This is a genomic window from Thiobacillus sp., assembly GCF_024708915.1.
In genome coordinates this window covers 42570-66233 of record NZ_JANJXQ010000050.1, presented here as the reverse complement: position 1 = coordinate 66233, position 23664 = coordinate 42570, and the positions used below count along the sequence as shown (strand labels likewise).

The window sequence follows — 23664 nt, the reverse complement described above, 5'->3', positions numbered from 1 at the left end:
TCGACGATCAGTTGATCGACCGCTGCCTGCCCATGCTCGCGCTGCACTTCGGACAGGATCAGCTTGGCTGAATTGCCGTTGTAGAAGCCGCCGAAATCGGCCTGGACTTTCAGCAGTTGTTTAGCGCGGTCGAGTGTCATTGCCTTAGTGGATAGGATTCAGGCGCCAGGTTCCAGGCGTGGTGCGGGCAAAGCCCGCGCCTGATTGCATTGCGCGGCGCAGCCGCACGTCCCGGGGCTCCAAGCTCATCACAGTTTAAACGTCGCCAGCTTCTTCGCTACTGCCACGTTCTTCAGCGTCACGTAAACCGGCAGGCCGTTCTTGTACTTCGGATAGTCCTCGCCCTGGATCAGCGGCGCCAGATAGCGCTTGCACTTCTCCGTGATGCCGAAGCCGTCTTTCGTGATGAAATCGCGCGGCATGAATTTCTCGACGTTGGCGACGTCCTTCAGGTCGGCCATGCCGATCTTGTACTTGTAGGGGCTGTCGGAGAGGCGGTCGACCGTCGGCATCACCGAGTTGTGGCCCTTGATCGCCAGTTCGACGGCCTTCTTGCCGAGTTCGTAGGCCTGCTTGACGTCGGTCTTCGAGGCAATGTGGCGCGCGGCGCGCTGCAGGTAGTCGGCGACGGCCCAGTGGAACTTGTGGCCGAGCGCGTCCTTGATCATGTTGGCGACCACCGGGGCGGCGCCGCCCAGCTGCGCGTGGCCGAAGGCGTCGCGCGTGCCCTGCTCGGCGAGGAACTTGCCGTCCGGATAGTGGCAGCCTTCCGACACCACCACGGTGCAGTAGCCGTGCTCCTTCACCAGTTTGTCGACGCGGGCGAGGAATTTTTTCTGGTCGAACTCGATTTCCGGGAACAGGATCACGACCGGAATACCCTGGTCCTCGACCAGACCGCCGGCGGCGGCGATCCAGCCGGCGTGCCGGCCCATGACCTCGAGGACGAACACCTTGGTCGAGGTCTTGGCCATCGAGCGCACGTCGAAACTGGCTTCCAGCGTCGACACCGCGATGTATTTGGCGACCGAGCCGAAGCCCGGGCAGCAGTCGGTGATCGGCAGGTCGTTGTCGACCGTCTTCGGCACGTGGATCGCCTGGATCGGGTAGCCCATCTGTTCCGACAGCTGGCTCACCTTGAAGCAGGTGTCGGCCGAATCGCCGCCGCCGTTGTAGAAGAAGTAGCCGATGTTGTGCGCCTTGAACACCTCGATCAGGCGTGCGTATTCGCGCTTGTTGGCTTCCAGCGACTTCAGCTTGAAGCGGCAGGATCCGAACGCGCCCGACGGCGTGGTACGCAGTGCGGCGATGGCGGTGGCGGACTCCTTGCTGGTGTCGATCAGGTCTTCGGTCAGCGCGCCGATGATGCCGTTACGGCCGGCGTAGACTTTGCCGATCTTGTCCTTGTGCTTGCGCGCGGTTTCGATCACGCCGCAAGCCGACGCGTTGATGACGGCGGTAACGCCGCCGGACTGCGCGTAAAAGGCGTTCATTTTCTTCGCCATGAGTGTTGTCTCCTTAGACTTTCAATTCGACGCAATAAACAGGTTTTTGCATAACAAAAAGCCAGCGCGCAGGCTGGCTTGGATAATCAGCTGTTGCCGCCTGTCTCGCCCTCGGCCAGACGGCGGGCTTCTTCGTCGGCCTGCATTTTCAACAGCATGGTGACGCAGTCGCCAATGTCGTCGTATTCCTCGCGCCCGGTGCTGAAGCGGTCGCGGATGCGATAGAAGAACATGCTGCGGTAGCGCGAATCGCCGGTTTTCGACAGCACGAAATGACAGCCGTGTTCGTTCCAGTAAAAGCCCGGACACAGCGTCAGTTCGCGGTCGTCGATGTGCAGACGGATTTCGGTCTCGACGTCCTGGATCTCGACCTCGCGACCGTAACGCTCCTTCACCGCGCTGGAGACGATCCAGCGTTCGGTGTCGGTCAGCGGGTGGATCAGCTGCGGCATCGGAGCAGTCGGCCTGGTTTCAATCAGCCGAGTGCGGCGAAGATGGCATCGCGGATGCCGTCGACCTTGCCGACGCCGGCGACTTTCACGTATTTGGGGGCGCCGGCTTCGCCGCGCGCTGCCCAGTCGCTGTAATACTTCACCAGCGGCTCGGTCTGCGCATGGTAGACGTCGAGGCGCTTCTTGACGGTTTCTTCCTGATCGTCGTCGCGCTGGATCAGGTCCTCGCCGGTGACGTCGTCCTTGCCGGCCGTCTTGGGTGGATTGAACACGACGTGATAGGTGCGACCGGATGCCACGTGGACGCGGCGGCCCGACATGCGCTTGACGATCTCTTCGTCCGCCACGTCGATCTCGACCACGTAGTCGATCGGCACGCCGGCGGCCTTCATCGCCTCGGCCTGCGGAATGGTGCGCGGGAAGCCGTCGAACAGGTAGCCGTTCTTGCAGTCGGCTTCGGTCAGGCGTGCTTTCACCATGCCGATGATGATGTCGTCGGAGACCAGACCGCCGGCGTCCATGATGGCTTTGGCCTTCATGCCGAGCTCGCTGCCGGCCTTGATCTGCGCACGCAGCATGTCACCAGTGGAGATCTGCGGGATGCCGTATTTTTCCTTGATGTAATTGGCTTGCGTGCCTTTGCCCGCGCCGGGGCCACCCAACAGAATCAAACGCATTGCTTAATCTCCCTTTGATATGGATATCTGAAATGTGCCAAACCGCGACAGCCTAAGCCAAGCGCGAGTCAAGCAACACTTAAAAAATTTTATTGGCGGATTCAAGAGGCTGCTAAACAGCCTTGAACAGCGCGCGGATCCGCGCCAGATCCTCCGGGGTATCGACCCCCGGAGCCGGCGCGACGGGCGTGATGCCGAGGCTGATGCGGTGGCCGTGCCACAGCACCCGCAGCTGTTCAAGCATCTCGTAGCGCTCCAGCGGCGAACTGGCGAGGCCGGCATAGGTGCGCAGGAAACCTGCACGGTAGGCGTACAGGCCGATGTGGCGCAGCGCGCCGAGCTCGTGCGGCATCGGCTGCCGCTCGGCGAACGCATCGCGCGGCCAGGGGATCGGCGCACGGCTGAAATACAGCGCATAGCCGGCTTCGTCGGCGACCACCTTGACGACGTTGGGATTGACGAAATCGGCATGGTCGTGGATCGGATGTGCCAGCGTCGCCATCACCGCATCGTCGTGCAGGACCAGCTGACGTGCGGCCTCGCGGATCAGCACCGGATCGATCAGCGGCTCGTCGCCCTGCACATTGACCACCAGGGTATCGTCGGACCAGCCCAGTGTTTCGGCGACTTCGACCAGGCGTTCGGTGCCCGACCGGTGCGCCGGCGAAGTCATCAGGGCCGGATAGCCGGCGGCCTCGACCGCCTGCTGCACGCGTGCGTCGTCGGTGGCGACCACCACTGATTCGGCGCCTGCCAGCAAGGCGCGCTCCAGCACATGCAGCACCATGGGCCGGCCGCCGATATCCGCCAGCGGCTTGCCCGGCAGACGGCTGGACGCATAGCGCGCGGGAATGACGACACGGAAATGCATGGAGGTTTGTCGTTATTTGCCGTGGATTTCGTCTGGCTCCAGCGGACGCGCCTCTTCCGGCAGCATCACCGGAATGTCGTCGCGGATGGGATAGGCGAGACGGCATGCACGACACACCAGTTCATGTGCGGATTTCTTCCATTCGAGCGGGCTTTTGCAGACCGGGCACACAAGAATTTCAAGTAGCTTCGGGTTCATCGATAAGAGTCCTGTAGTTCGGAGGCGCAGCGGCCGTTTCGGACTGTTGCGACTTGCTTTGATAAAGATGGATATCGGCGACCGACAGCAGCGTCACCAGGTCGTGACCGTCGCGCGGGGCATGGCTGACACCCAGGCTTACCGCCATCGGCAGGCCGTTGCTGTGGCTCCAGGCTGCGGTACGCACTTCGATGCGCTCGAAAATCTGGCGGACGGCGGCGTCCTCGCGCAGCGGCAGGATAGCAACAAATTCGTCTCCGCCCCAGCGTCCGCACACGTCCGTATCGGCCGATTCGCTGAATATCTGCGCGAATTCTGCCAGCACGCGATCGCCTGCGCCGTGGCCATAGCGGTCGTTGACCGCCTTGAACTGGTTCAGGTCGGCAAACAAAACGGTGGCCGGGATGCGCGTATTCGTCTTGTCGAAGATGTTGTCTGCCGCGGCAAGCAGGCCGTGGCGGTTGAGCAGTCCGGTCAGCGCATCGAAGCGGCTGCGGTAATCGAGCTGGCGCCGCTGTCCCTCGATGCGCCCCATCAGGATGTAGGCGTACAAGGCCAGGGTGACCCAGAACACGCCGAAGAACACATCGCCCGCACTGACCTCGAATCCGCCCAGGCGATAGCGCAGGGCAAAGGAAATCGCCATGCCGAGAAAAACGCCGCCCAGCACCTCGGTGAACAGGCGCATGCCGTAGCGCATGCCGTTGCCCAGCAGCACCATCAAAAATGCCAGCGCAGACGGCGGAATCGGGTTGGGATCGTGAATCACGCACAGGGTAACGATCAGCAGATCGGCACTCATGGCGCTGCGGATTTTCAGCAGCGTGACGCCGTGCAGCGCCTGGTGGAAGAACCCGCTGTTGAGGAAAAAGTAAACGCCGAGCGCGACCAGCAGCTGCTCGATGCTGAACAGCACCGGGGGGACGCTTTCCAGCGTGGAGAAATAGATGACTGCCAGCGAAAAAAACAGGTAGCGGGTGAAGAACTGGGTGACGATTTCGGACCGATCAGGCACCCAGAACCCGGCCTCCCCGGTTTCGGCCACCCAGCGGCAGGGGTGGCGGCGGTCGCCCCAGTCAGATGATTGCATCCTCATACGTTTCTCCCTTGATGCGCACGCAGTGGATCTTTATTGTTTGATGCGTGCGTCCAGCCAGTCGACGAATCCGGATTCCGGGGTGACGTCGAGTTCCACCGCCCACCAGTCTACCCCAGCAAATGCGCGGCATTTTACCGCGTCTTTTTCCGTCATCAGCACGGCTGCGCCGGCAGGCAGATCCTGCGGCTGAAAGGCGTGATGATCAGCGAAAGCACGCGGGCTGAAACGGATGCCATGCGCCTCGAGCATGGCAAAAAATCCCTGCGGACGGCCGATCCCGGTCACGGCTAGCCAGTCGCACGCCGGCAGTTTGCTGAGCGCTATTTTTTCCTGCGGCGCACGCAGACGATAGGCCTGACCGGCACGGTAGTCGGCGCGCCATGCCCCGCTGAATCCCTGCGATCCGGCGCCGCCGCGCACCACCTGGACCACCGCATCCACGCTGCGCAGCCGGCTCCGCGGCTCGCGCAAAGGGCCCGCCGGCAGCAGCCAGCCGTTGCCCAGCCCGTTCGCCGCATCAATCACTGCCAGTTCGATGTCACGCTGCAGGCGGTAGTGCTGCAGGCCATCGTCGGCGACGATCATGTCCACTCCGGGATGACGCGCCAGCAAGGTGCGTGCCGCTGCCACCCGGTCGCGCCCGACCACCACCGGCGCCGCGGTCTTGAGATGGATCAGCAAGGGCTCGTCGCCGACTTCCGCCGGCGGGCTGTCGGCCTGCACGTCGACGCAGCCGCGCGCCGTGCCGCCATAGCCGCGGCTGACCACGCCCGGGCGATACCCGCGCGCACGCAGCCAGTTCACCAGCCAGATCGTCAGCGGTGTTTTGCCGCTGCCGCCGACAGTAATGTTGCCGACGACGAGCACCGGTACCCCCACCGCAACCGGAGTCAGCCAGCCACGGCGATACGCCAGCCGGCGTACGCCGGAGATGACGGCAAACAGTGCGGCAAGCGGGAAAAGCAGCACCGTGAGCACGCCGGTGCGCGCCCAGAGATGCTCAGGAGAGAACATGCATGCGACCGCCTAAGGAGCGGTCTGGGTGGCGAAGGTGATGCGGGTCAGCTCCACCCGGCGTGCCGCTTCCATCACGTTCACCACCGACTGATGCGCGGCCCGCGCATCGGCGTTGATTACCACCACCGGATCGTCCCGGTTGGCGGCGGCTTTTTTCAGCGCAGCGGCCAGCTCGTCGATCGAGGCCTCGCCCAACGCGGTGCCGTCGATCTGGTAGCGGCCGCTTTCGGCCACCGCCACTTCGATCTGCTTGGGCGGGTTGGGCGTTTGCGCGGCACTGCTGGTGGGCAGGTTGATCTTGAGTTCGGCAAAGCGTGCGTAGGTGGTGGTCACCGCCAGGAAAATCACGATGACGAGCAGGATGTCGATGAACGGAATCAGGTTGATTTCCGGGTAATCCTCGCGGCGGCCTCTGCGAAAATTCATGACGGCCTTACTTTCGTTCGCCGTGGACGATTTCCACCAGCTTGATCGCCTGCTGTTCCATGTCGACCACCAGGGACTCCACCTTGGCGCGAAAGTAGCGGTAGAAAATCATCGCTGGAATCGCCACGATCAGGCCGAATGCCGTGTTGTACAGCGCAATCGAAATACCATGCGCCAGCTGTCCGGGATTGGTACCGGTTGCCGTTTGTGCGCCGAAAATTTCGATCATGCCGATGACCGTGCCGAACAGGCCGAGCAGCGGCGCCATGCTGGCGATGGTGCCAAGCGACGTCAGGAAACGGTCAAGCTCGTGGGTGACGGCACGTCCGGATTCCTCGATGGATTCCTTCATCACTTCGCGCGAGTTGTGAGCGTTCTTCAGCGCGGTGGCAAATATCCGCCCCAGCGGGGAGCCGTCGGCCAGCCGGGCGACCAGCTCCTGCGTCACGCCGCGTTCCTGATAGATCTTGATCGTTTCCAGCAGCAGACTGGCAGGCGCCACTTCCTGGGTACGCAAACTGTAGGCGCGTTCGATAATGATGGCGACGGCGACGACCGACGCCAGAATCAACGGCCAGACCGGCCAACCGGCCGCCTCGATGATGGCAAGCACTGGATACCACTCCCAATAAAACAACAGGCGAAATGTAGCGCCCGCGCGCGGGGTTCGGCAAGCCCCCATAGCATGGACGGCGTTTTTGGCGTGCTGGCCGAGTTCTCCACAATTGATGTGGATAAGTCTGTGAGAAACGCCCTGCCAGTTCCCCTAAACACCCGCCCACAAAGGGAAAAGCGTTTTGGCACAAAAAGTAACCAATCCATTTTATTTTTTTATATCAATGAGTTACAAAAACACAACTATCGTCAATAGGGTTTTAAAGATTTTTTCCCAGAAATTTATCGGCTGTGCATGAACCGTGCCGGGCATCAACCCGCTATCCTGCGCGCCATGGACTGGATCGAAGACTCCCCGGGCGCCGTGGAATTGCCTGTGCTCACCGTAAGCGAGCTCAACCGCATGGCACGCCGTGCGCTGGAGTCGCAATTGCCGCTGCTGTGGGTGGAAGGCGAAGTATCCAACTTCACTCGCGCCGCGTCGGGCCATTGGTATTTTTCCCTGAAGGATGCGAATGCCCAGGTGCGCTGCGTGATGTTTCGCGGCCGCAACCAGTTTGCCGATTTCACCCCTGCCAACGGCGACCACATCGAGCTGCGCGCCCTGCCCTCACTGTACGAAGCGCGCGGCGAATTCCAGCTGGGCGCCGAGTCGATCCGCCGCGCTGGTGCCGGCCGGCTGTATGAAGCCTTCCTCAAACTCAAGGCCAGACTCGAAGCAGAAGGCCTGTTCGATCCGGCGAAAAAGCGCGCCCTGCCGCGCTTTCCGTATTGCCTCGGCATCGTCACTTCGCCGCAGGCGGCGGCGCTGCACGACGTGCTGACCGCGCTGGCGCGCCGCATGCCGGGCCTGCCGGTGATCCTCTACCCCACCCCGGTACAGGGCGCCGGCGCCGGCGTGCAGATTGCCGCCGCCATCCGCACCGCCGCCGCGCGCGCCGAGTGCGACGTGCTGCTGGTATGCCGCGGTGGTGGTTCGCTGGAGGATTTGTGGGCGTTCAACGACGAAGCGGTGGCGCGTGCGATTGCCGCCAGTCCGATGCCGGTGGTGAGCGGGATCGGCCACGAGACCGATTTCACCCTGGCCGACTTTGCCGCCGACCTGCGCGCACCCACGCCAACGGCGGCGGCCGAACTCGCCAGCCCGCTGCGGGCCGAACTGCTGCAGCAACTGGGCCACCTGGGCCGCCAGCTGCAGCGCCATCTCGCCCGCCGGCAGCAGACCGAGATGCAGCGGCTGGATTACCTGGCGCGTCGTCTGGTCCACCCGGCCGAGCAGCTGCGCCGCCGCTACATCGACCTTTACCCGTTGGCGCAGCGCCTCGGCCATGCCGGCGCCACGCGCCTGACGACCGAACAGCTGCGCATCGCGCGGCTGAGCCAGCGGCTGGTGACGCCGCTTCACGCCATCCGGCGCGAGCAGCAGCGGCTGGGCACGCTTGGCGCGCGTGCCGCACGCGCGGTCGAGGGCAGCGCCGGCCGGCGTCAACTCGAACTGGCGCGGCTGGCCAGCAGCCTTTCCCACCTCAACCCGGAAGGCGTGCTGGCGCGCGGCTACAGCATCGTGCAACTGGAAAACGGCGCGGTGGTGCAGGATGCCGCGACGCTTGGCGCGGGCGACAGCGTCGGCATCCGTTTCCATCGCGGACGGGCCCGCGCGCGGGTGGAGTCGACGCGCGAGGATTGAGGCCGGCTACGGCCTTAAATGACGTTCCACCAGGGCCGTCGCCTGTGATTCCAGTCCGGCCGCCAGGCAATCCAGCACCACCACGTCGGGCCACGAGCGCAGCCAGGTGAGCTGGCGCTTGGCGAGCTGGCGGGTGGCGGCGATGCCCTGCTCGCGCAAAGCCGCCAAATCAATGTCCCCGTCGAGATAAGCCCACGCCTGGCGGTAGCCGACCGCGCGCATGGCAGGCAGGTCGGGCGTGAGTGCGTAGCTGCGGCGCAGGATTTCCACTTCGTCGAGCAAACCTTCCGCCAGCATGGCATCGAAGCGCGCGGCGATGCGCTGGTGCAGCACGGCACGGTCGGACGGGATCAGGGCGAATTGCAGCACGCGGTAGGGCAATTCGGATTGATCCTGGTCGAGCAGCGCCGACATGGGCGTGCCGGCAAGCCGGAAAATCTCCAGCGCACGGCCGATGCGCTGCGAATCGTTCGGCGCCAGCCGTGCGGCGGTCACCGGGTCGACCACGGCCAGTTCGGCGTGCAGTGCGGGCCAGCCACGCTCGGCGGCCTCCCTTTCCAGCTTTTTGCGCAGCGCGGCATCGGCACGCGGCAGATCGTCCAGCCCGTGCAGCAAGGCACGGAAATACAGCATGGTGCCGCCGACCAGCAGCGGCACCTTGCCGCGCGCGGCGATGTCGGCCATCAACCGCCGCGCATCGTCGCAAAACGCCGCCGCCGAATAGGCTTCGGTGGGATCGCGGATATCCAGCAGATGATGCGGTGCGCGCGCCAGAGTGGCGGCATCGGGCTTGGCCGTGCCGATGTCCATGCCGCGGTATACCAGCGCCGAATCGACGCTGATGATTTCGAGCGGAAAGCGTTCGAGCAGGTTGACCGCAAGCGCGGTCTTGCCCGAAGCGGTCGGGCCCATCAGGAAAATGGCGGGAGGCAGATACTCAGGCATGGCGGCCGATTATGCCGCAGTCGGGCTGGCGGCAAGCAATATCAAGGGACTCGAATCGCCACAGCGCACCCATAAAAAACGGCGGGAAATCCCGCCGTTTCCAGTGGAACCGCAAATCAGCTGGTAGCGTATTGCGCCTTGGCCTGGCGTGCTGCCGCGATCTCGTCGGGGCCGTAAGCCTTGCCGGACCACAGCATTTCGTAGGCAATCTCCTCGTTGCCGTTCTCGCACAGTTCCAGTGCTTTCTGGAACAGCGGCTGGAAGGTCTCCGAGCGGTGCGATTTTTCGTGGTTTTCGAAGTCGGTCCAGAAAGTCACGATCAGCGCTTCCTTGCCCTTCATCGGGCTTTCGACCGCCTGGCCGATGGTCGAGCCTTCGTTCGACACCTGGCCGGAGTTCAGCGCGACAAAGCCGCCCACAAAACCGGTGTCGGAGTGATAGGTCTTGACGTTTTCGCACAGAAACGCCACGCGCTCCTGCAGGTCGTCCACCGTGTATTCCGGCTTCAGAACCACGCGGTTGACGGTTACGATGCCGTCGCTCGGAAAATTGGCGATCAATCCACTCATGGCTTTCTCCTTTAATGAAGGTGAAGGGTTGAACTGCATCTTCAGTCTATATACCTGAGTATATTAGTCAACCATTTTATTCGAATATTTAATGACCCATTCAATAAATTGAATCGATCGCCGGCATGCTCAGATGTAACGCTTCTGCTCGCTGCGCTTGCCCGGCCGCTTCTTCATGATCACCACCCCCTTGGCCACGTCGACATCGGGCACCGGGATGTTCTCGTACAACGGGTTGAGCGGTTTCAGCATCCAGCCGTCGTCGCACTTCACCAGCTGGCGAAAAATGTATTCATCGTTCACGTAGGCCACCACGTAGGAGCCGTCCTTGACCAGGCCGGACGGCTCGACGACGATGATTTCGCCTTCCTCGAATTCCGGCAGCATGGAATCGCCCAGTACCATCAGCGCATAGGGCTCGGCGCTGGAGCAGTTGCTGGCCTCGTTGATGTCCTGGATGGGAATGGTTTTGCGTTCGTTCATGGGAATCCCGTTAATACCTGACTAATTAGCTCAAGATTATAGCCAAAAGCGCCGTCGCAAAATCAACGCCCGCGCATGAACATGGCATCCAGTTCCTTGAGGCCGAGCTGGAACCAGGTCGGCCGACCATGGTTGCACTGCCCGGCCCGCTCGGTGGCCTCCATCTCCCGCAGCAGCGCATTCATTTCGGGCAGCGTCAGATGCCGGTTGGCGCGCACCGCGCCGTGGCAGGCGAGCGTCGCCAGCAGTTCGTTGCGGCGCTCGACCAGCAGCCGCGCCACGCCGAATTCGGCGACCTCTGCCAGCACCGCGCGGGTCAGCTCGACGGGATCGGCATCTTTCAGCAGCCACGGCACCGAGCGCACTGCCACCGAGGTCGGCGAGGTGACCGACAGTTCGAAGCCGATGTCGGCAAGCGCAGCCAGATGCGGCCCGATCTCCGCCACGTCGCACGCGTCGACCGTCAGCGCCAGGGGAATCAGCAGCGTCTGCGCCGGCACCGCACGGGCGTCGAGCGCGGACTTGAGCTTTTCGTATACCACCCGCTCGTGCGCGGCGTGCATGTCGACCACCACCAGCCCCTGCGCGTTCTGCGCCAGTACGTAGACGCCGTGCAACTGCGCCAGCGCATAACCGAGCGGCGGTGCGTCGCCCTGCCCGCTTTCAGGCAAAGCCTGCGCCGCAGGCGCAACAAACTCCCCTGAATCCTGGCCCCTGCCCCCTGATCCCTGAAACGGCGCATAGAACGCCATCGCCTCGGCCACCTGCAGCGGCATCGCCGCTTGCTGCGGCGCGCCCCAGGCTGGCGGCCTGGATGCGGGCGCAGGGGCGATGGCGGACGCCTCGCCGGACGCCACCGGCGCCCCCAGCAGGCGCTCGACCGCGCGATACAGGAACTGGTGCACGCCCCGGCTGTCGCGGAACCGGATTTCGGTCTTGGCCGGATGCACGTTGACGTCCACCGTTTCCGGCGGCAGTTCGATGAACAGGCAATACGCCGGGTTCAACTGCTGGTGCAGCACGTCGCGGTAGGCTTCCTTCAGCGCATGGACGATCAGCTTGTCGCGCACGTAGCGGCCATTGACGAACACGTGCTGGCTGTCGCGGCCGGCGGTGGCGGCGCCGGGACGGATCACCCAGCCGTTCAGCCTGAGGGTGCCCGCCGCCGCCTCGACCGCAATGGCGTTGCGCTCGAAGGCGTCGCCCAGCACATGGCGCACCCGCGCATCGGCCGGCTCGGCATTCAGGCGCAGCTGCACGCGGCCATTGTGCGTCAGCGTGAATCCCGTCTGCGGCTGCGCCAGCGCCAGGCGGCGCACGGTTTCGGCGCAGTGGGCGTATTCGGTGGCGTCGGTTTTGAGAAACTTGCGCCGTGCCGGCGTGTTGAAAAACAGATCCTGGATATCGATCGTGGTGCCGCCGGCGCGCGCCGCCGGTGCGGGCGCGGCAAGCTGCCCGCCTTCGGCCTGCAGCGCCCAGGCATGCGCCGCATCGACGCTGCGGCTGGTCAGCTGAACCCGCGCGATCGCGGCAATCGACGCCAGCGCCTCGCCGCGGAAGCCCAGGCTCGCCACCCGCTCGAGGTCGCTCAAGCTGGCGATCTTGCTGGTGGCATGGCGCGTCAGCGCGAGCACGAGTTCGTCCTTCGGGATGCCACCGCCGTTGTCGCTGACGCGAATGCGCTTGATGCCGCCCTGCTCCAGTTCGATTTGAATTTCGCTGGCGCCGGCATCGAGACTGTTTTCCAGTATCTCCTTCAGCGCCGCTGCGGGGCGTTCGACCACCTCGCCGGCGGCGATTTGCGAAATCAGCACATCGGGCAATACGCGGATGCTCATGGCCGCTCCACAAACGGCGCGCCACGCCGCGCCGCCATGGCGCGGCCCAGCCGTTCGATATCGGCGGCGCCGAGCGCTTGCCGCGCCAGCGGCAGCACATGGGTGTTCTCGAATTCGAGATGGCTGCGATTGAGGGTAATGAAACGGCGCGTCAGCGCCTCGTCCAGCGCATTCGCCGCGCCCGTCTCGATCTGCCGCAAGGCAACGCTCAGCCGCCGCCACAGCAGGGCCAGCTCGTCGTGTTCCAGCGTCAGGGTTTCGACCAGATCGCAGGCGCCGGGCGCGCCCGCCTGTTCCAGCAACGGGAACAGGTTGCGTTCTTCGTCGTCGTGATGGTGCACCGCAGCGGTGTCGAAGTAAGCCCGCACCGCGCGCGCGGCCTGTTGCGCCTGCGCGTCGGCGCCGTGCGCCGGCAGATGCGCCAGTATTTTCTCCAGGGTGTCGCACTGTTTGGCGATGCGGCCATGGCAGGCCTCAAGCACATCCAGCGGCCGGTCGAATCCCGGGGCCGCCGCACCCAGCAGGCTGCCGGTCATGGATTGCGCGTCAGCCGCGACGGCGCGGTCAGCGGGTGCTTGTCGAAGTAATCCTTGACGCCGACGACGATGGCGTCGACCAGTCGATCCTGGTAGGCGGAGTCGTTGAGGCGTTTCTCTTCTTCCGGGTTGGAAATGAACGCGGTCTCGATCAGGATCGACGGAATATCCGGTGCCTTCAGCACCGCAAACCCCGCCTGCTCGACGTGCGCCTTGTGCAGCGTGTTGACGCCGCCGATCTCCTTCAGCACCGCGCGCCCCAGCTTCAGGCTGTCGTTGATGGTGGCGGTCTGCGACAGGTCGATCAGGGTGCGCTTGAGAAAAGGATCCTTGACGTCGATGTTGATGCCGCCCACCAGATCCGCCTCGTTTTCCTTTTTGGCCAGCCAGCGCGCCGCGACCGAGGTCGCCCCGTGCTCCGACAGCGCGAACACCGACGAGCCGCGCGCATGCGGCTTGATGAAGGCGTCGGCGTGGATCGACATGAACAGATCGGCCTTCACCGCGCGCGCCTTGGTGACCCGCTGCGCCAGCGGCACGAAGTAGTCGCCGTCGCGGATCAGCACGGCGCGCATGTTTTCCTGCGCATCGATTTTCTGCTTGAGTTTTTTCGCCAGCGCCAGTGTGATGTTCTTCTCGTGCGAGCCGTTGGCGCCGATCGCGCCGGGGTCTTCGCCGCCGTGGCCGGCATCGATCGCCACCGTAATCAGCCGCGCGTATTGCGGCGCGGCAGGCTTGGCGGGCCTGGCTTGTTCGGCCACGCCGGGTTGCGGCGGCGCGACCGGATTCGCCGCAGTGTCGGCGGTCTGCGCCGGGTCTGTCTGAACCGGATACAGGTCCACCACCAGCCGGTGGCCGTATTGTCCCAGCGGCGGCAACTGGAACACCGAGGGTTTGACGGCGGCTTTCAGATCCAGCACCAGGCGCATCACCCCGGGACGATTCGTCCCCACACGAATGGCGCCGATATAGGGATCCTCTGCGCTCAGCTGTCCGCCCAGCGCGTCGAGCGCTGCGCCCGCCTCCACGCCCTCGAGGTCGATCACCAGGCGCTCGGGGTTCGACAGCGCGAAGTATTTGTGCGCGACCGGTTGCGCCGCCTCCAGCGTGATCCGGGTGTAATCGGGCGACGGCCACAGGCGTGTGGCGCTGAGTTGCAGCGCCTGGGCCCAGCCCGACGCCAGCAAACCGCACAACAGGAAAATTTTCAGCAGGGCGTGCAACATGCCTCCAGATAATGGGCGCCGCGCGGGCTGACGGCTTCGCATTCGGCATCGCGGCTGTCGTCGTCGATCCGCAGGCGGACCACCACGTCCGGCGGCGGCAGCCAGCCGGCAGCCTTCTCCGGCCATTCGATGAGACTCACCGCCTGGCCGCCGCTGACATCGCGAAACCCGGCGTCCAGCCATTCGCGCGGGTCGTGCAAACGATACAGGTCGAAATGATACAGCTCAAATGCGGGCAGGCTATAGGTTTCCGCCAGGGTATAGGTCGGGCTTTTCACCCGCCCGCCGTGGCCCAGCGCCCGCAACAGCCCACGCACCAGGGTGGTCTTCCCCGCACCCAGATCGCCTTCGAGGTAGAGGGTCAATCCGGGCGTCAGTTCCCGCGCCAGCCGTGCGCCGAAGGCCAGCGTCGCCGCCTCGTCGGCCAGGTGGCAGCGGCATCGCACGGTATCATCGTGTTTATGCATGAACAGGATTTAAGCCGACTGGCGCAACAAATCAAGCAATGGGGGCGCGAGCTCGGCTTTGCCGCCGTCGGCATCGCCGACGGCGAACTGAGTGGCGCCGAAGCGGGCTTGCAGGCATGGCTGGATCGGGGTTTTCATGGCGACATGGATTATATGGCGGCGCACGGCGTGAAGCGCAGCCGGCCGGCCGAACTGGTGCCCGGCACCGTCCGCATCATCAGCGCGCGGCTGGATTATTTTCCGCCCGCCGCAGCCGACCCGCATGCGGTGCTGGCCGATGCCGCCGCGGCCTACGTCTCGCGCTACGCGTTGGGGCGCGACTACCATAAAGTCTTACGCAACCGCCTGCAAAGACTGGCCGAAAAGATCGGCGCGGAAATCGGCGAACACCGTTTCCGCGTCTTCACCGACAGCGCGCCGGTGCTGGAAGTGGAACTCGCCACGAAATCCGGGCTCGGCTGGCGCGGCAAGCACACGCTGCTGCTGAACCGGCAGCATGGCTCGTGGTTTTTTCTCGGCGAGATCTATACCGACCTGCTCTTGCCGGTGGACGCGCCCGAGGCCGGCCACTGCGGCACCTGCCGGGCCTGCCTCGACGTCTGCCCGACGCAAGCCATCGTCGCCCCCTACACGCTCGACGCGCGGCGCTGCATTTCCTATCTCACCATCGAGCTCAAGGGCAGCATTCCGCCGGAGTTGCGCCCGCTGCTGGGCAACCGCATCTACGGCTGCGACGACTGCCAGCTGGTGTGCCCATGGAACCGCTTCGCGCAGACCGCCGCGCTGCCGGACTTCGGCGTGCGGAACGGGCTCGATAGTGCGCAACTGGTGGATTTGTTTGCCTGGAGCGAAACCGATTTCAACGAACGGCTGGCCGGTTCGCCGATCCGCCGCATCGGCCACGAACGCTGGCTGCGCAATATCGCGGTCGCGCTGGGCAACGCGCCGCCCTCGCCTGAGATTCAAGCGGCGCTTGGCGCGCGCCTGCAGCACCCGTCCGAACTGGTGCACGAGCACGTGGCGTGGGCGCTGGCGCGCCAGCAGACAGCGCCGTAAACAGAGGGCTACGGTCAAACCTTGTGGGAGGGCCGTCTTTATGCCCGTTCTTTGGGTACCTGGCCCGATACCGTGGTCTTTGCAAGGGTTCGAAATTCGGGCCGAGGGCGGCCCTCCTACCTACCGTTGGTGCGCAATTCCTCTCGCGCATGGCGGATCACCGACGCCCCCGAACTCAGCGCCAGTCCTGCCAGCACCAGTGCCACCACGATATCCGGCCAGCCGTGTGCGGTGGCCCACACCCCGGCCGCTGCGCCCATCACCGCCAGATTGCCGAGCGCGTCGTTGCGCGAGCACAGCCACACCGAGCGCGCCTGCGCGTCGCCCTGTCGATGGGCATACAGCAGTGCCGCCACGCCGACGTTGACCGCCAGCGCCAGCAGACTCACCCAGCCCATGATGAAGGGCTCCGGCACCACGCCCGCCGACCACTGCCAGGCCGACTTGCCGAGCACGAACACGCCGTAGCCGACCATCAGCCAGCCCTTCCACAGCGCGGTGCGCGAACGCCATACCGGCGCCAGCCCGAGCACGAACAGGGCGACGCCGTAGTTGCCGGCGTCGCCCAGAAAGTCGACCGCATCGGCCAGCAGCGACACCGACTGCGCCGCAAAGCTCGCCGCCAGTTCGACGCCGAACATCAGCGCGTTCAGCACCAGCGCGACCCACAGCGCACGCCGATAACCCGGGTCGGGCGGCGCCGCGTTGCACACCGAATCGCAGCCGCAGCCGCTCATGCCGGATGCCGCCGCAGGCGGCCCTGAAGGTAAAATACTGGCTCTGTCATCCCGCCATCCTGCCACCCATGTCCACCAGCGACCAGCCCCCCTCCCCAACCCTCCCCCGCTCGCGGGAGAGGGAGCAAACGCTGGGCCTAAATCGACCAATTGGCGTATTCGATTCCGGCATCGGCGGACTGACCGTGGTGCGCGCCCTGATGGAGCGTCTGCCCTACGAGAACATCGTCTATTTCGGCGACACCGCGCGCGTGCCCTACGGCGTGAAGTCGGTCGAGACCATCACCCACTTCACCACCCAGATCGCGCAGTTTTTGCTGGAACAGGACGTCAAGCTGCTGGTCATCGCCTGCAACACCATGGCGGCGGTGGCCTCGCAAGTCGTCAAGGATCTGTCGCCGGTGCCGGTGCTCGACGTCATCGACGCCGGCGCGGCCTCCGCGCGCGGCGGCAGGAAGATCGGCGTCATCGGCACCCCCACCACCATCAACAGCAACGCCTACGCGCGCGCCATCCACGACTACGCGCCCGACTCGCGTATCCATTCGCAGGCCTGCGCGCTGTTCGTGCCGCTGGTGGAGGAAGGCTGGCTCGACCACGAAGTGACCCGGCTGACCGCGCAGGAATACATGAAGCCGCTGCTGACCGAGCAGATCGATACCCTGGTCCTCGGCTGCACCCATTACCCGCTGTTGAAGCCGCTGCTGCGCCACGTGGTCGGCGAGGGGGTCGCGCTGGTCGATTCCGCCGAAGCCATGGCCGAGCAGGTCGCCGCGGTGTTGGCCGAGAAGCAGATCGCCAACCCCGGCCCGGCCCAGCCGCGCTACGACTTCTACGTCACCGACGTGCCGCTGCGCTTCCAGACCATCGGCGAGCGTTTCCTCGGGCGCACGCTCAACAACGTGCACGTGGTGAAGTGGTAGCCGCACAGCCCTGCGCATGATCCGGGTCAACGCCTGGATCGAACTCGACGAGCGGGAAATCCAGGAGGATTTCGTGCGCGCCTCGGGCCCCGGCGGGCAGAACGTCAACAAGGTGTCGAGCGCCGTGCAACTGCGCTTCGACGTCGCCCGCTCGCCTTCGCTGCCCGAGCCGGTGCGCGCCCGCCTGATCGTTCTGGCCGGCAGCCGCCTCACCCAGGACGGCGTGCTGATCCTCTCGGCCGAACGCTACCGCAGCCAGCGGCGCAACCGCGACGATGCGCTGCAACGGCTGCTCGCGCTGATCCGCGCAGCCTGCGAAGTGGAGACGCCGCGCCGCCCCACCCGCCCGACGCTGGCTTCCAAAAAGCGGCGGCTGGACAGCAAGCAGCGGCGGGGGGAAACCAAGAAACTGCGCACCATGAAACCGGGAACCGATAACAGCTGAGCCGGCGCAGCGCCCTTGTCTAGCCGAACGTCAGCCCCATCGCCTCGCGCACATCCCGCATCGTATCGCGCGCCAGCGCCTGCGCCTTTTCGCAGCCGTCGGCGAGGATGTTGCGGACCTGATCGGGGTTGTCCTCGTAATACTGCGCACGCTCGCGGATCGGCGCGAGTTCATTGAGCACGGCGTCGATCACCGGCTGCTTGCATTCGAGGCAGCCGATGCCGGCGCTGGTGCAGCCTGCGGTGACCCATTGGCGGGTCGCGTCGTCGGAATACACCAGGTGAAACTGCCACACCGGGCAATTGGCCGGATTGCCCGGATCGGTGCGGCGCACGCGCGCGGGGTCGGTCGGCATGGTGCGGATTTTTTTGGTGACGGTCTCGGGGTCTTCACGCAGGGCAATGGTATTGCCGTAGGACTTGGACATCTTCTGCCCGTCCAGTCCCGGCATTTTCGACGCCTCGGTCAACAGCGCGTCGGGCTCGGCGAGGATCATCTTGCCGGAGCCTTCGAGGTAGCCGAACAGTCGTTCGCGGTCGTTCATCGACAGGTTCTGGGCGTCGTTCAACAGCGCCCGGGCGGATTCCAGCGCCTCGTCGTCGCCCTGTTCCTGATAGGCGGTGCGGCATTCCTCGTACAGGCGGGCCTTCTTCGAGCCGAGCTTCTTGACCGCAGCGCGCGCCTTGTCCTCGAACCCCGCCTCGCGGCCGTACATGTGATTGAAACGGCGCGCCAGCTCGCGGGTGAATTCGATATGCGGGATCTGGTCTTCGCCGACCGGCACCCGGTTGGCACGGTAGATCAGGATGTCGGCGCTCATCAACAGCGGATAGCCGAGGAAGCCGTAGGTCGAGAGATCCTTGCTGGTCAGCTTTTCCTGCTGATCCTTGTAGGTGGGCACGCGTTCCAGCCAGCCGAGCGGCGTCATCATCGACAGCAGCAGATGCAGCTCGGCATGCTCGATCACGCGCGACTGCACGAACAGCGTGGCCTGCGCCGGATCGATCCCCGCGGCGAGCCAGTCGACCACCATGTCGCGCGCGTTATCCTCGATCACCTGCGGCGTGTCGTAATGCGTGGTCAGCGCGTGCCAGTCGGCGACGAAAAACAGGCACTGGTATTCGTTCTGCAGGCGCAGCCAGTTTTTCAGGACGCCATGGTAGTGGCCCAGGTGCAGACGCCCGGTGGGGCGCATGCCGGAGAGAACGCGGTCGGAATACATGATTAGAGGCGAGGGGCTAGGAATTCAAGGGCTGGAATCAGGACAGCACGACCTGGATCAGGCCGATCAGTTGCGCAGGATCGAGGCCGGTGACGAGCGCGGTCAGCCCGACGAACAGGCTGATCAGCGGCCACAGGATGATGCCGAGGATACCGGTGAACAGGAGGCCGAGCAGGATGAACAGGCCATACGGCTCCAGCCGGGAAAACTGCATGGCCTGCTTCATCGGCAGCAAGCTGACGGCGATGCGGCCGCCATCGAGCGGCGGCAGCGGGATCAGGTTCAGCGCCATCAGGATGACGTTGATGAACACGCCGGCGGCGCCCATCAGCATCAGCGGCGCGCTGGCGAAGCCGCTGCCGAGCGCGTGGCCGAGCTGGATCATCAGCGCCCAGAACAGCGCCATGACGAAGTTCATGCCGGGGCCGGCCAGGGCGACCCACAGCATGTCCTGCTTGGGGCGGCGCAGGCGGGAAAAATTGACCGGAACCGGCTTGGCCCAGCCGAACAGGATCGCGCCTCCGCCCAGCAGCTTGCTGGTCAGCAGGATCGCCAGCGGCACCAGGATGGTGCCCACCGGGTCGATGTGCTTGAGCGGATTGATCGTGATGCGCCCCGCGGCGGCGGCGGTCATGTCGCCGAAGAAGCGCGCGACGTAACCGTGCGCGGCTTCGTGCAAGGTGATGGCGAAAATCACCGGCAGCGCGAACACGGCAATTTTCTGGATCAGGGTCAATTCCATGCAGGATCAGACCTCGAAGTCCGAGGTGTCGCCCTTGCCGAACCGCAGCACCGCCGGGACATCCGATGTCATGTCGACCACGGTGGTCGGGGTCAGGCCGCAGGCGCCGCCGTCGATGACCAGATCGACCTGGTGCTCCAGGCGCTCGCGAATTTCCCATGGCTCCGTCAGCGGCACGTCTTCGCCGTACAGCAGCAGGGTGGACGACAGGATGGGCTCGTCCAGCTCGGCCAGCAGCGCCTGCACGATCGGATGCGCGGGAACCCGCAAGCCGATCGTGTCGTGCTTCTTGTGCAGCAGCCGCTTCGGCACTTCGCGCGTGCCGCGCAGGATGAAAGTGTAGGCGCCGGGGGTGTGCGCCTTCAGGAAACGGAACTGGGTGTTGTCCACCTGGGCGTAGCGTCCGAGCTCGGACAGGTCGCGGCAGATCAGCGTGAGGTCGTGCCCGCTATCGAGTCCGCGCACCGACAGCAGCCGCATCGCCGCTTCCTTGTCGCCGATCTTGCAACCCAGCGCGTAGCACGAATCGGTGGGATAAACGATCACGCCGCCGCGCTTGAGGATATCCACCGCCTGCTGGATCAGTCGGGGCTGCGGATTGTCGGCATGAATATTGAAGAATTGCGCCATAGATGCTGATGCTCAGGCCAGAGAAGAAGAAAAATGGGCTGCCAGCTCCGGCCAGCCCTGCCACACCGGCTGGCAATAATGCGGCAGCGCAGGCAGGCGGCCAATATCGGCGCCCTCGCCCGGCGCGTGGAAATCCGTTCCGCGCGAGGCCTTGAGGCTGAACGCGCGCGCCAGATCGGCAAACTTGCCGTATTCGGTCGGGTGATGGGTGCCGCTGATGACTTCGATGCCTTCGCCGCCCAGTGCGCGGAAAGCATCCAGCAGCAGGTGCAGTTCGCGCGCGTTGAAGGCATAGCGTCCGGGATGCGCGATCACCGCCGTGCCGCCGCTGGCGTGGATCCAGCCGACGGCGTTCTCCAGCGTGGCCCATTCGTGTTCGACGTAGCCGGGATTGCCGCGCGTGAGAAAGCGCCTGAACGCAGCGCGCATGTCGGGGACGTGGCCCTGCGCCACCAGCCAGCGCGCAAAATGGGTGCGTCCCACCAGCTGCTGGTTGGCCGCATAGCCGCAGGCGCCCGCGTAGGCGCCGGCGATGCCGGACTGCGCCAGATCGTCTCCCATCCGCCGGGCGCGCTCGATGCGCCCGCGGCGGATGCCGTGCAGGCCGGCAGCCAGTTCGGGATGCCGCGGATCGATGCGCAGACCGACGATGTGCACGGTCTGACCGCCCCAGCTCACCGAGATTTCGACGCCCGGGATCAGCCTCAGCCCAGCCGTCGCCGCCGCCGCCTGCGCAGCGGCAATTCCCGCCACGTCGTCGTGATCGGTCAGCGCGAGCGCGTGCACGCCATTCGCCGCGGCGCGCGCGACGATTTCGGCGGGCGACAACACACCGTCGGACATATTGGAATGGCAATGCAGATCGATATTGAGCATCGATGATCGGGATCGGGCGGACGGGGCCAAAAGCGCTTGGTTGGGAGGGGGAATCATAGCAAAATACGCAGTCACCCGAATTGCAGCCGGTCGCCAAGCACCAACATAATGAAGAAATTACTGTTTGATCTCTTCCCCATCATCGTCTTCTTCATCGCCTACAAAGTAGGCGATGCCAACGCCGAAGCCACGCGCGCCTTCCTGGCGGGACTCGGCCTGCCGCAGCCGCTGGGCGCCAACGAAAAACCCGGCATCTACCTCGCCACCCTGGTGGCCATCGTCGCCAGCTTCGGACAAATCGGCTGGGTCAAGCTGCGCGGCCACAAGGTGGAAACCATGATGTGGGTCAGCCTTGGCATCATCGTGCTGTTCGGTGGCGCCACCCTGTGGCTGCACGACGAGAGCTTCATCAAATGGAAGCCGACTGTGCTGTACTGGATTTTCGCCGCCATCATTTTTGGCGCTGCCGCTTTGGGCCGCAACGTCATCAAAAGTTTAATGAGCGCGCAAATGGAACTTCCTGACATTGCCTGGGGTCGGTTAAACGCGAGTTGGGGCGGATTTTTCGCCTTCATGGGGGTTGCAAACCTGTTTGTCGCCTTCAACTTCTCGACCGATGCCTGGGTCAACTTCAAGCTGTTCGGCAGTCTGGGGCTGATGCTGGTGTTTGTCATCGGCCAGAGCATGATGCTGACCAAATATCTGGACAAGGAAGAAAAGCAATAATGTTCTATGCCATCGTCGGCCAGGACGGGCCCGGCAGCCTCGCCAAGCGCCTGGCCGCCCGCCCCGCGCATCTTGAGCGCCTGCATGCCTTGCAGCAGGCGGGGCGTCTGCTGCTGGCCGGCCCCTTCCCCGCCATCGACAGCGACGATCCCGGCGCAGCCGGCTTTACCGGCAGCCTGATCGTCGCCGAATTCGACTCGCTGGCCGACGCGCAGGCGTGGGCGGATGCCGATCCCTATGTGGCTGCCGGGGTCTACGCGGCGGTCAGCGTCAAACCGTTCAAGAAAGCGTTTCCCGCATGAGCACCGCCGACCTGATCCGCCAGCGCCTCGCCGCGCTGGAACCCGAAACCTACACCCTGGAAGACGAAAGCGCCCAGCACAAGGGTCACGCCGGCGCCGCTTCCGGCGGCGGGCATTTCCGTCTCACGCTGGTGTCATCCAGATTCCGTAACCTCTCCACCCTCGCTCGCCACCGGCTGGTGTACGAAGCCATGGGCGAGCTCATGCAGCGCGAGATTCACGCGCTGTCGATCACTGCCTTAACTCCGGAAGAACTCTGAAAGGAATCCGCATGCGTCTTGCCCTTCTCCCCGCCCTGATCCTGCTGGCCCTCACCCCGCTGGCGCAGGCGCAAACCCCTGCCCCTGCGGCGCCCGCCCCAGTTGCCGCCTCCGATAAACCGCTGGCCGTAGTCAACGGCAAGGAAATCCCCGCCTTGTACGGCGATCTGGTCAAGCGCGAAATGGCCCAGGGCCAGCCCGATACCCCGCAGCTCGCCGAGCGCGTGCGCGAATCGCTGATCAACCTGGAACTGCTGTCGCGCGCCGCCATGGACAAGGGGCTCGACAAGGAGCCGCCGCTCGCCGCGGCGCTGGATATCCGCCGCAAGGATCAGCTGGCCAAAGCCTATCTGGAAGACTACGTCAAAGCCCATCCGGTGAACGACGCGGAAATCCAGGCCGCCTACGACAAGGCCAAGGCCGAGCCCGCCGAGCCGGAATACCGCGCGCGCCACATCCTGGTGAAAACCGAAGCCGAAGCGAAGAAGATCATTGCCGACCTCGGCAAGAAGGCCAAATTCGAGGATCTCGCCAAAAAGCAATCGAAGGATACCGGCTCGGCCAAAAACGGCGGCGCCCTCGACTGGTCCGACCGCCGCGCGTTCGTAGCGGAATTCTCCGACGCCCTGGCCGGCCTGAAAAAAGGCGAAACCACGAAGACGCCGGTGAAGACGCAGTTCGGCTACCACGTCATCCGTCTCGACGACACGCGTCAGGCGCAGCTGCCGCCGCTGGATGCCGTACGCGGCGAAATCGTCAAGCAGTTGCAGCAGCAGCGCATCCGCGACGCCATCACGTCAGTTCGTGCCAGTGCAAAAATCGAGTAATCCGCTAATAATGACTCAAGCGGGGGCCTGCCCCGCCTTTACCTGACAGGGAGCCAAGCATGGCCAGCAAAGAATACAACCACCTGCAAGACGTTTTTCTCAACACCCTGCGCAAGGAGCGCATTCCGGTATCGGTCTTTCTTGTCAACGGGATCAAGCTGATGGGGCGGATCGAATCGTTCGATCAGTTCGTGGTGTTGCTGAAAGGCCAGGACCAGGCCGCGCAGATGATCTTCAAACATGCCATCTCGACTATTTCGCCCTCGCGCGAAGTGGTGCTGCCGCAGCGCGACGCCGAGGCCTGAAC

The 23664-nt window shown here is 64.5% G+C and carries 31 protein-coding genes; 10 read left to right on the top strand and 21 right to left on the bottom strand.

All coding sequences use genetic code 11. The annotated features are described in order from the left end of the window. Positions 1-248 precede the first annotated feature (248 nt). The 9 genes from Q0L94_RS04230 to Q0L94_RS04190 form a co-directional block, all read right to left on the bottom strand. On the bottom strand, positions 249-1505 hold the full coding sequence (locus Q0L94_RS04230) for a 6-phosphofructokinase (RefSeq protein ID WP_296750362.1): 1257 nt from the start codon (positions 1503-1505) through the stop codon (positions 249-251). 86 nt (positions 1506-1591) lie between these two features. Continuing rightward, positions 1592-1957, bottom strand: coding sequence for a hypothetical protein (locus Q0L94_RS04225; RefSeq protein ID WP_296750360.1), 366 nt, complete (start codon positions 1955-1957; stop codon positions 1592-1594). A gap of 23 nt (positions 1958-1980) precedes the next feature. Further along, the gene (gene adk, locus Q0L94_RS04220) at positions 1981-2634 is read right to left on the bottom strand and encodes an adenylate kinase (RefSeq protein ID WP_296750358.1); all 654 of its coding nucleotides are present in this window, start codon (positions 2632-2634) and stop codon (positions 1981-1983) included. Positions 2635-2746: 112 nt separating this feature from the next. Further along, complete coding sequence (kdsB, locus tag Q0L94_RS04215) at positions 2747-3505, bottom strand: 3-deoxy-manno-octulosonate cytidylyltransferase (RefSeq protein WP_296750356.1); 759 nt, start codon at positions 3503-3505, stop codon at positions 2747-2749. A gap of 12 nt (positions 3506-3517) precedes the next feature. Further along, the gene (locus Q0L94_RS04210) at positions 3518-3703 is read right to left on the bottom strand and encodes a Trm112 family protein (RefSeq protein ID WP_018077267.1); all 186 of its coding nucleotides are present in this window, start codon (positions 3701-3703) and stop codon (positions 3518-3520) included. Then, complete coding sequence (locus Q0L94_RS04205; protein ID WP_296750354.1) at positions 3684-4799, bottom strand: GGDEF domain-containing protein; 1116 nt, start codon at positions 4797-4799, stop codon at positions 3684-3686. The genes Q0L94_RS04210 and Q0L94_RS04205 overlap by 20 nt, the downstream gene beginning before the upstream one ends. A gap of 33 nt (positions 4800-4832) precedes the next feature. After that, positions 4833-5816, bottom strand: coding sequence for a tetraacyldisaccharide 4'-kinase (gene lpxK, locus Q0L94_RS04200; protein WP_296750352.1), 984 nt, complete (start codon positions 5814-5816; stop codon positions 4833-4835). A gap of 12 nt (positions 5817-5828) precedes the next feature. After that, the gene (locus tag Q0L94_RS04195) at positions 5829-6245 is read right to left on the bottom strand and encodes a biopolymer transporter ExbD (protein ID WP_296750350.1); all 417 of its coding nucleotides are present in this window, start codon (positions 6243-6245) and stop codon (positions 5829-5831) included. Positions 6246-6252: 7 nt separating this feature from the next. Continuing rightward, on the bottom strand, positions 6253-6858 hold the full coding sequence (locus tag Q0L94_RS04190; RefSeq protein ID WP_296750348.1) for a MotA/TolQ/ExbB proton channel family protein: 606 nt from the start codon (positions 6856-6858) through the stop codon (positions 6253-6255). A 72-nt stretch (positions 6859-6930) separates the two neighbouring features. Between Q0L94_RS04190 and Q0L94_RS04185 the strand changes: the two genes are divergently transcribed. Continuing rightward, positions 6931-7116, top strand: a complete 186-nt coding sequence (locus tag Q0L94_RS04185; protein WP_296750346.1) for a hypothetical protein — start codon at positions 6931-6933, stop codon at positions 7114-7116. A gap of 78 nt (positions 7117-7194) precedes the next feature. Further along, positions 7195-8547, top strand: coding sequence for an exodeoxyribonuclease VII large subunit (gene xseA, locus Q0L94_RS04180; protein WP_296750344.1), 1353 nt, complete (start codon positions 7195-7197; stop codon positions 8545-8547). 6 nt (positions 8548-8553) lie between these two features. On the opposite strand, the gene miaA is transcribed toward xseA, so the two are convergent. The 7 genes from miaA to tsaE all read right to left on the bottom strand — a co-directional run bounded on the left by miaA (position 8554) and on the right by tsaE (position 14611). Continuing rightward, the gene (gene miaA / locus Q0L94_RS04175; protein WP_296750341.1) at positions 8554-9492 is read right to left on the bottom strand and encodes a tRNA (adenosine(37)-N6)-dimethylallyltransferase MiaA; all 939 of its coding nucleotides are present in this window, start codon (positions 9490-9492) and stop codon (positions 8554-8556) included. A 116-nt stretch (positions 9493-9608) separates the two neighbouring features. Further along, positions 9609-10061, bottom strand: coding sequence for a ligand-binding protein SH3 (locus Q0L94_RS04170; RefSeq protein ID WP_296750339.1), 453 nt, complete (start codon positions 10059-10061; stop codon positions 9609-9611). A gap of 129 nt (positions 10062-10190) precedes the next feature. Beyond that, positions 10191-10544, bottom strand: coding sequence for a S24 family peptidase (locus Q0L94_RS04165; protein ID WP_296750338.1), 354 nt, complete (start codon positions 10542-10544; stop codon positions 10191-10193). A gap of 62 nt (positions 10545-10606) precedes the next feature. Further along, complete coding sequence (gene mutL, locus Q0L94_RS04160; RefSeq protein WP_296750336.1) at positions 10607-12382, bottom strand: DNA mismatch repair endonuclease MutL; 1776 nt, start codon at positions 12380-12382, stop codon at positions 10607-10609. Next, a complete protein-coding gene (locus Q0L94_RS04155) occupies positions 12379-12918 on the bottom strand; it encodes a hemerythrin domain-containing protein (RefSeq protein ID WP_296750334.1) in 540 nt (179 codons plus the stop codon). Before Q0L94_RS04155 ends, mutL begins: the two co-directional genes overlap by 4 nt. After that, positions 12915-14144 (bottom strand): N-acetylmuramoyl-L-alanine amidase, encoded by a 1230-nt coding sequence (locus tag Q0L94_RS04150; protein ID WP_296750332.1) that lies wholly within the window; start codon positions 14142-14144, stop codon positions 12915-12917. The genes Q0L94_RS04155 and Q0L94_RS04150 overlap by 4 nt, the downstream gene beginning before the upstream one ends. Then, positions 14126-14611 (bottom strand): tRNA (adenosine(37)-N6)-threonylcarbamoyltransferase complex ATPase subunit type 1 TsaE, encoded by a 486-nt coding sequence (gene tsaE, locus Q0L94_RS04145; RefSeq protein WP_296750330.1) that lies wholly within the window; start codon positions 14609-14611, stop codon positions 14126-14128. Before tsaE ends, Q0L94_RS04150 begins: the two co-directional genes overlap by 19 nt. Between tsaE and queG the strand changes: the two genes are divergently transcribed. After that, the gene (gene queG / locus Q0L94_RS04140) at positions 14606-15667 is read left to right on the top strand and encodes a tRNA epoxyqueuosine(34) reductase QueG (protein WP_296750364.1); all 1062 of its coding nucleotides are present in this window, start codon (positions 14606-14608) and stop codon (positions 15665-15667) included. The two genes, tsaE and queG, sit on opposite strands and share 6 nt — an antisense overlap. 116 nt (positions 15668-15783) lie before the next feature. On the opposite strand, the gene Q0L94_RS04135 is transcribed toward queG, so the two are convergent. After that, positions 15784-16404, bottom strand: coding sequence for a cation transporter (locus tag Q0L94_RS04135; protein ID WP_296750328.1), 621 nt, complete (start codon positions 16402-16404; stop codon positions 15784-15786). Between the two features lie 68 nt (positions 16405-16472). Here Q0L94_RS04135 and murI point away from each other — a divergent pair, with 68 nt between their 5' ends. Continuing rightward, positions 16473-17327 carry a glutamate racemase gene (gene murI, locus Q0L94_RS04130; protein WP_296750326.1) on the top strand — a complete coding sequence of 285 codons (855 nt, stop codon included), beginning with the start codon at positions 16473-16475 and terminating at the stop codon, positions 17325-17327. A gap of 16 nt (positions 17328-17343) precedes the next feature. After that, positions 17344-17772, top strand: coding sequence for an alternative ribosome rescue aminoacyl-tRNA hydrolase ArfB (arfB, locus tag Q0L94_RS04125; RefSeq protein ID WP_296750324.1), 429 nt, complete (start codon positions 17344-17346; stop codon positions 17770-17772). Positions 17773-17791: 19 nt separating this feature from the next. On the opposite strand, the gene Q0L94_RS04120 is transcribed toward arfB, so the two are convergent. From Q0L94_RS04120 to Q0L94_RS04105, 4 genes are read right to left on the bottom strand one after another with little or no spacing between them, the layout of a single operon-like run. Then, the gene (locus Q0L94_RS04120; protein WP_296750322.1) at positions 17792-18994 is read right to left on the bottom strand and encodes a tryptophan--tRNA ligase; all 1203 of its coding nucleotides are present in this window, start codon (positions 18992-18994) and stop codon (positions 17792-17794) included. A gap of 37 nt (positions 18995-19031) precedes the next feature. After that, on the bottom strand, positions 19032-19736 hold the full coding sequence (locus tag Q0L94_RS04115) for a site-2 protease family protein (protein WP_296750320.1): 705 nt from the start codon (positions 19734-19736) through the stop codon (positions 19032-19034). Between the two features lie 6 nt (positions 19737-19742). Further along, on the bottom strand, positions 19743-20366 hold the full coding sequence (locus Q0L94_RS04110; protein ID WP_296750318.1) for an L-threonylcarbamoyladenylate synthase: 624 nt from the start codon (positions 20364-20366) through the stop codon (positions 19743-19745). 12 nt (positions 20367-20378) lie between these two features. Further along, a complete protein-coding gene (locus tag Q0L94_RS04105; protein ID WP_296750316.1) occupies positions 20379-21242 on the bottom strand; it encodes a 3',5'-nucleoside bisphosphate phosphatase in 864 nt (287 codons plus the stop codon). 108 nt (positions 21243-21350) lie between these two features. Between Q0L94_RS04105 and Q0L94_RS04100 the strand changes: the two genes are divergently transcribed. The 5 genes from Q0L94_RS04100 to hfq are packed head-to-tail and all read left to right on the top strand — an operon-like array spanning position 21351 to position 23662. Next, a complete protein-coding gene (locus Q0L94_RS04100) occupies positions 21351-21968 on the top strand; it encodes a septation protein A (protein WP_296750314.1) in 618 nt (205 codons plus the stop codon). After that, positions 21968-22270, top strand: a complete 303-nt coding sequence (locus Q0L94_RS04095) for a YciI family protein (RefSeq protein WP_296750312.1) — start codon at positions 21968-21970, stop codon at positions 22268-22270. The genes Q0L94_RS04100 and Q0L94_RS04095 overlap by 1 nt, the downstream gene beginning before the upstream one ends. Then, a complete protein-coding gene (locus Q0L94_RS04090; RefSeq protein WP_296750310.1) occupies positions 22267-22530 on the top strand; it encodes a BolA family protein in 264 nt (87 codons plus the stop codon). The genes Q0L94_RS04095 and Q0L94_RS04090 overlap by 4 nt, the downstream gene beginning before the upstream one ends. A gap of 11 nt (positions 22531-22541) precedes the next feature. After that, complete coding sequence (locus Q0L94_RS04085; protein ID WP_296750308.1) at positions 22542-23357, top strand: peptidyl-prolyl cis-trans isomerase; 816 nt, start codon at positions 22542-22544, stop codon at positions 23355-23357. A 59-nt stretch (positions 23358-23416) separates the two neighbouring features. After that, entirely contained in the window at positions 23417-23662 is a 246-nt protein-coding gene (gene hfq, locus Q0L94_RS04080; RefSeq protein WP_018077292.1) for an RNA chaperone Hfq, read from the top strand. Positions 23663-23664 lie beyond the last annotated feature (2 nt).

What these genes read in the sequence shown, in the direction of transcription:
- Q0L94_RS04230 (WP_296750362.1), bottom strand. Translation starts at nt 1,505, where the DNA reads ATGGCGAAGAAAATGAACGCCTTTTACGCGCAGTCCGGCGGCGTTACC.
- Q0L94_RS04225 (WP_296750360.1), bottom strand. Translation starts at nt 1,957, where the DNA reads ATGCCGCAGCTGATCCACCCGCTGACCGACACCGAACGCTGGATCGTC.
- adk (WP_296750358.1), bottom strand. Translation starts at nt 2,634, where the DNA reads ATGCGTTTGATTCTGTTGGGTGGCCCCGGCGCGGGCAAAGGCACGCAA.
- kdsB (WP_296750356.1), bottom strand. Translation starts at nt 3,505, where the DNA reads ATGCATTTCCGTGTCGTCATTCCCGCGCGCTATGCGTCCAGCCGTCTG.
- Q0L94_RS04210 (WP_018077267.1), bottom strand. Translation starts at nt 3,703, where the DNA reads ATGAACCCGAAGCTACTTGAAATTCTTGTGTGCCCGGTCTGCAAAAGC.
- Q0L94_RS04205 (WP_296750354.1), bottom strand. Translation starts at nt 4,799, where the DNA reads ATGAGGATGCAATCATCTGACTGGGGCGACCGCCGCCACCCCTGCCGC.
- lpxK (WP_296750352.1), bottom strand. Translation starts at nt 5,816, where the DNA reads ATGTTCTCTCCTGAGCATCTCTGGGCGCGCACCGGCGTGCTCACGGTG.
- Q0L94_RS04195 (WP_296750350.1), bottom strand. Translation starts at nt 6,245, where the DNA reads ATGAATTTTCGCAGAGGCCGCCGCGAGGATTACCCGGAAATCAACCTG.
- Q0L94_RS04185 (WP_296750346.1), top strand. Translation starts at nt 6,931, where the DNA reads ATGGACGGCGTTTTTGGCGTGCTGGCCGAGTTCTCCACAATTGATGTG.
- xseA (WP_296750344.1), top strand. Translation starts at nt 7,195, where the DNA reads ATGGACTGGATCGAAGACTCCCCGGGCGCCGTGGAATTGCCTGTGCTC.
- miaA (WP_296750341.1), bottom strand. Translation starts at nt 9,492, where the DNA reads ATGCCTGAGTATCTGCCTCCCGCCATTTTCCTGATGGGCCCGACCGCT.
- Q0L94_RS04170 (WP_296750339.1), bottom strand. Translation starts at nt 10,061, where the DNA reads ATGAGTGGATTGATCGCCAATTTTCCGAGCGACGGCATCGTAACCGTC.
- Q0L94_RS04165 (WP_296750338.1), bottom strand. Translation starts at nt 10,544, where the DNA reads ATGAACGAACGCAAAACCATTCCCATCCAGGACATCAACGAGGCCAGC.
- mutL (WP_296750336.1), bottom strand. Translation starts at nt 12,382, where the DNA reads ATGAGCATCCGCGTATTGCCCGATGTGCTGATTTCGCAAATCGCCGCC.
- Q0L94_RS04155 (WP_296750334.1), bottom strand. Translation starts at nt 12,918, where the DNA reads ATGACCGGCAGCCTGCTGGGTGCGGCGGCCCCGGGATTCGACCGGCCG.
- Q0L94_RS04150 (WP_296750332.1), bottom strand. Translation starts at nt 14,144, where the DNA reads ATGTTGCACGCCCTGCTGAAAATTTTCCTGTTGTGCGGTTTGCTGGCG.
- queG (WP_296750364.1), top strand. Translation starts at nt 14,606, where the DNA reads ATGCATGAACAGGATTTAAGCCGACTGGCGCAACAAATCAAGCAATGG.
- tsaE (WP_296750330.1), bottom strand. Translation starts at nt 14,611, where the DNA reads ATGCATAAACACGATGATACCGTGCGATGCCGCTGCCACCTGGCCGAC.
- Q0L94_RS04135 (WP_296750328.1), bottom strand. Translation starts at nt 16,404, where the DNA reads ATGAGCGGCTGCGGCTGCGATTCGGTGTGCAACGCGGCGCCGCCCGAC.
- murI (WP_296750326.1), top strand. Translation starts at nt 16,473, where the DNA reads ATGTCCACCAGCGACCAGCCCCCCTCCCCAACCCTCCCCCGCTCGCGG.
- arfB (WP_296750324.1), top strand. Translation starts at nt 17,344, where the DNA reads ATGATCCGGGTCAACGCCTGGATCGAACTCGACGAGCGGGAAATCCAG.
- Q0L94_RS04120 (WP_296750322.1), bottom strand. Translation starts at nt 18,994, where the DNA reads ATGTATTCCGACCGCGTTCTCTCCGGCATGCGCCCCACCGGGCGTCTG.
- Q0L94_RS04115 (WP_296750320.1), bottom strand. Translation starts at nt 19,736, where the DNA reads ATGGAATTGACCCTGATCCAGAAAATTGCCGTGTTCGCGCTGCCGGTG.
- Q0L94_RS04110 (WP_296750318.1), bottom strand. Translation starts at nt 20,366, where the DNA reads ATGGCGCAATTCTTCAATATTCATGCCGACAATCCGCAGCCCCGACTG.
- Q0L94_RS04105 (WP_296750316.1), bottom strand. Translation starts at nt 21,242, where the DNA reads ATGCTCAATATCGATCTGCATTGCCATTCCAATATGTCCGACGGTGTG.
- Q0L94_RS04100 (WP_296750314.1), top strand. Translation starts at nt 21,351, where the DNA reads ATGAAGAAATTACTGTTTGATCTCTTCCCCATCATCGTCTTCTTCATC.
- Q0L94_RS04095 (WP_296750312.1), top strand. Translation starts at nt 21,968, where the DNA reads ATGTTCTATGCCATCGTCGGCCAGGACGGGCCCGGCAGCCTCGCCAAG.
- Q0L94_RS04090 (WP_296750310.1), top strand. Translation starts at nt 22,267, where the DNA reads ATGAGCACCGCCGACCTGATCCGCCAGCGCCTCGCCGCGCTGGAACCC.
- Q0L94_RS04085 (WP_296750308.1), top strand. Translation starts at nt 22,542, where the DNA reads ATGCGTCTTGCCCTTCTCCCCGCCCTGATCCTGCTGGCCCTCACCCCG.
- hfq (WP_018077292.1), top strand. Translation starts at nt 23,417, where the DNA reads ATGGCCAGCAAAGAATACAACCACCTGCAAGACGTTTTTCTCAACACC.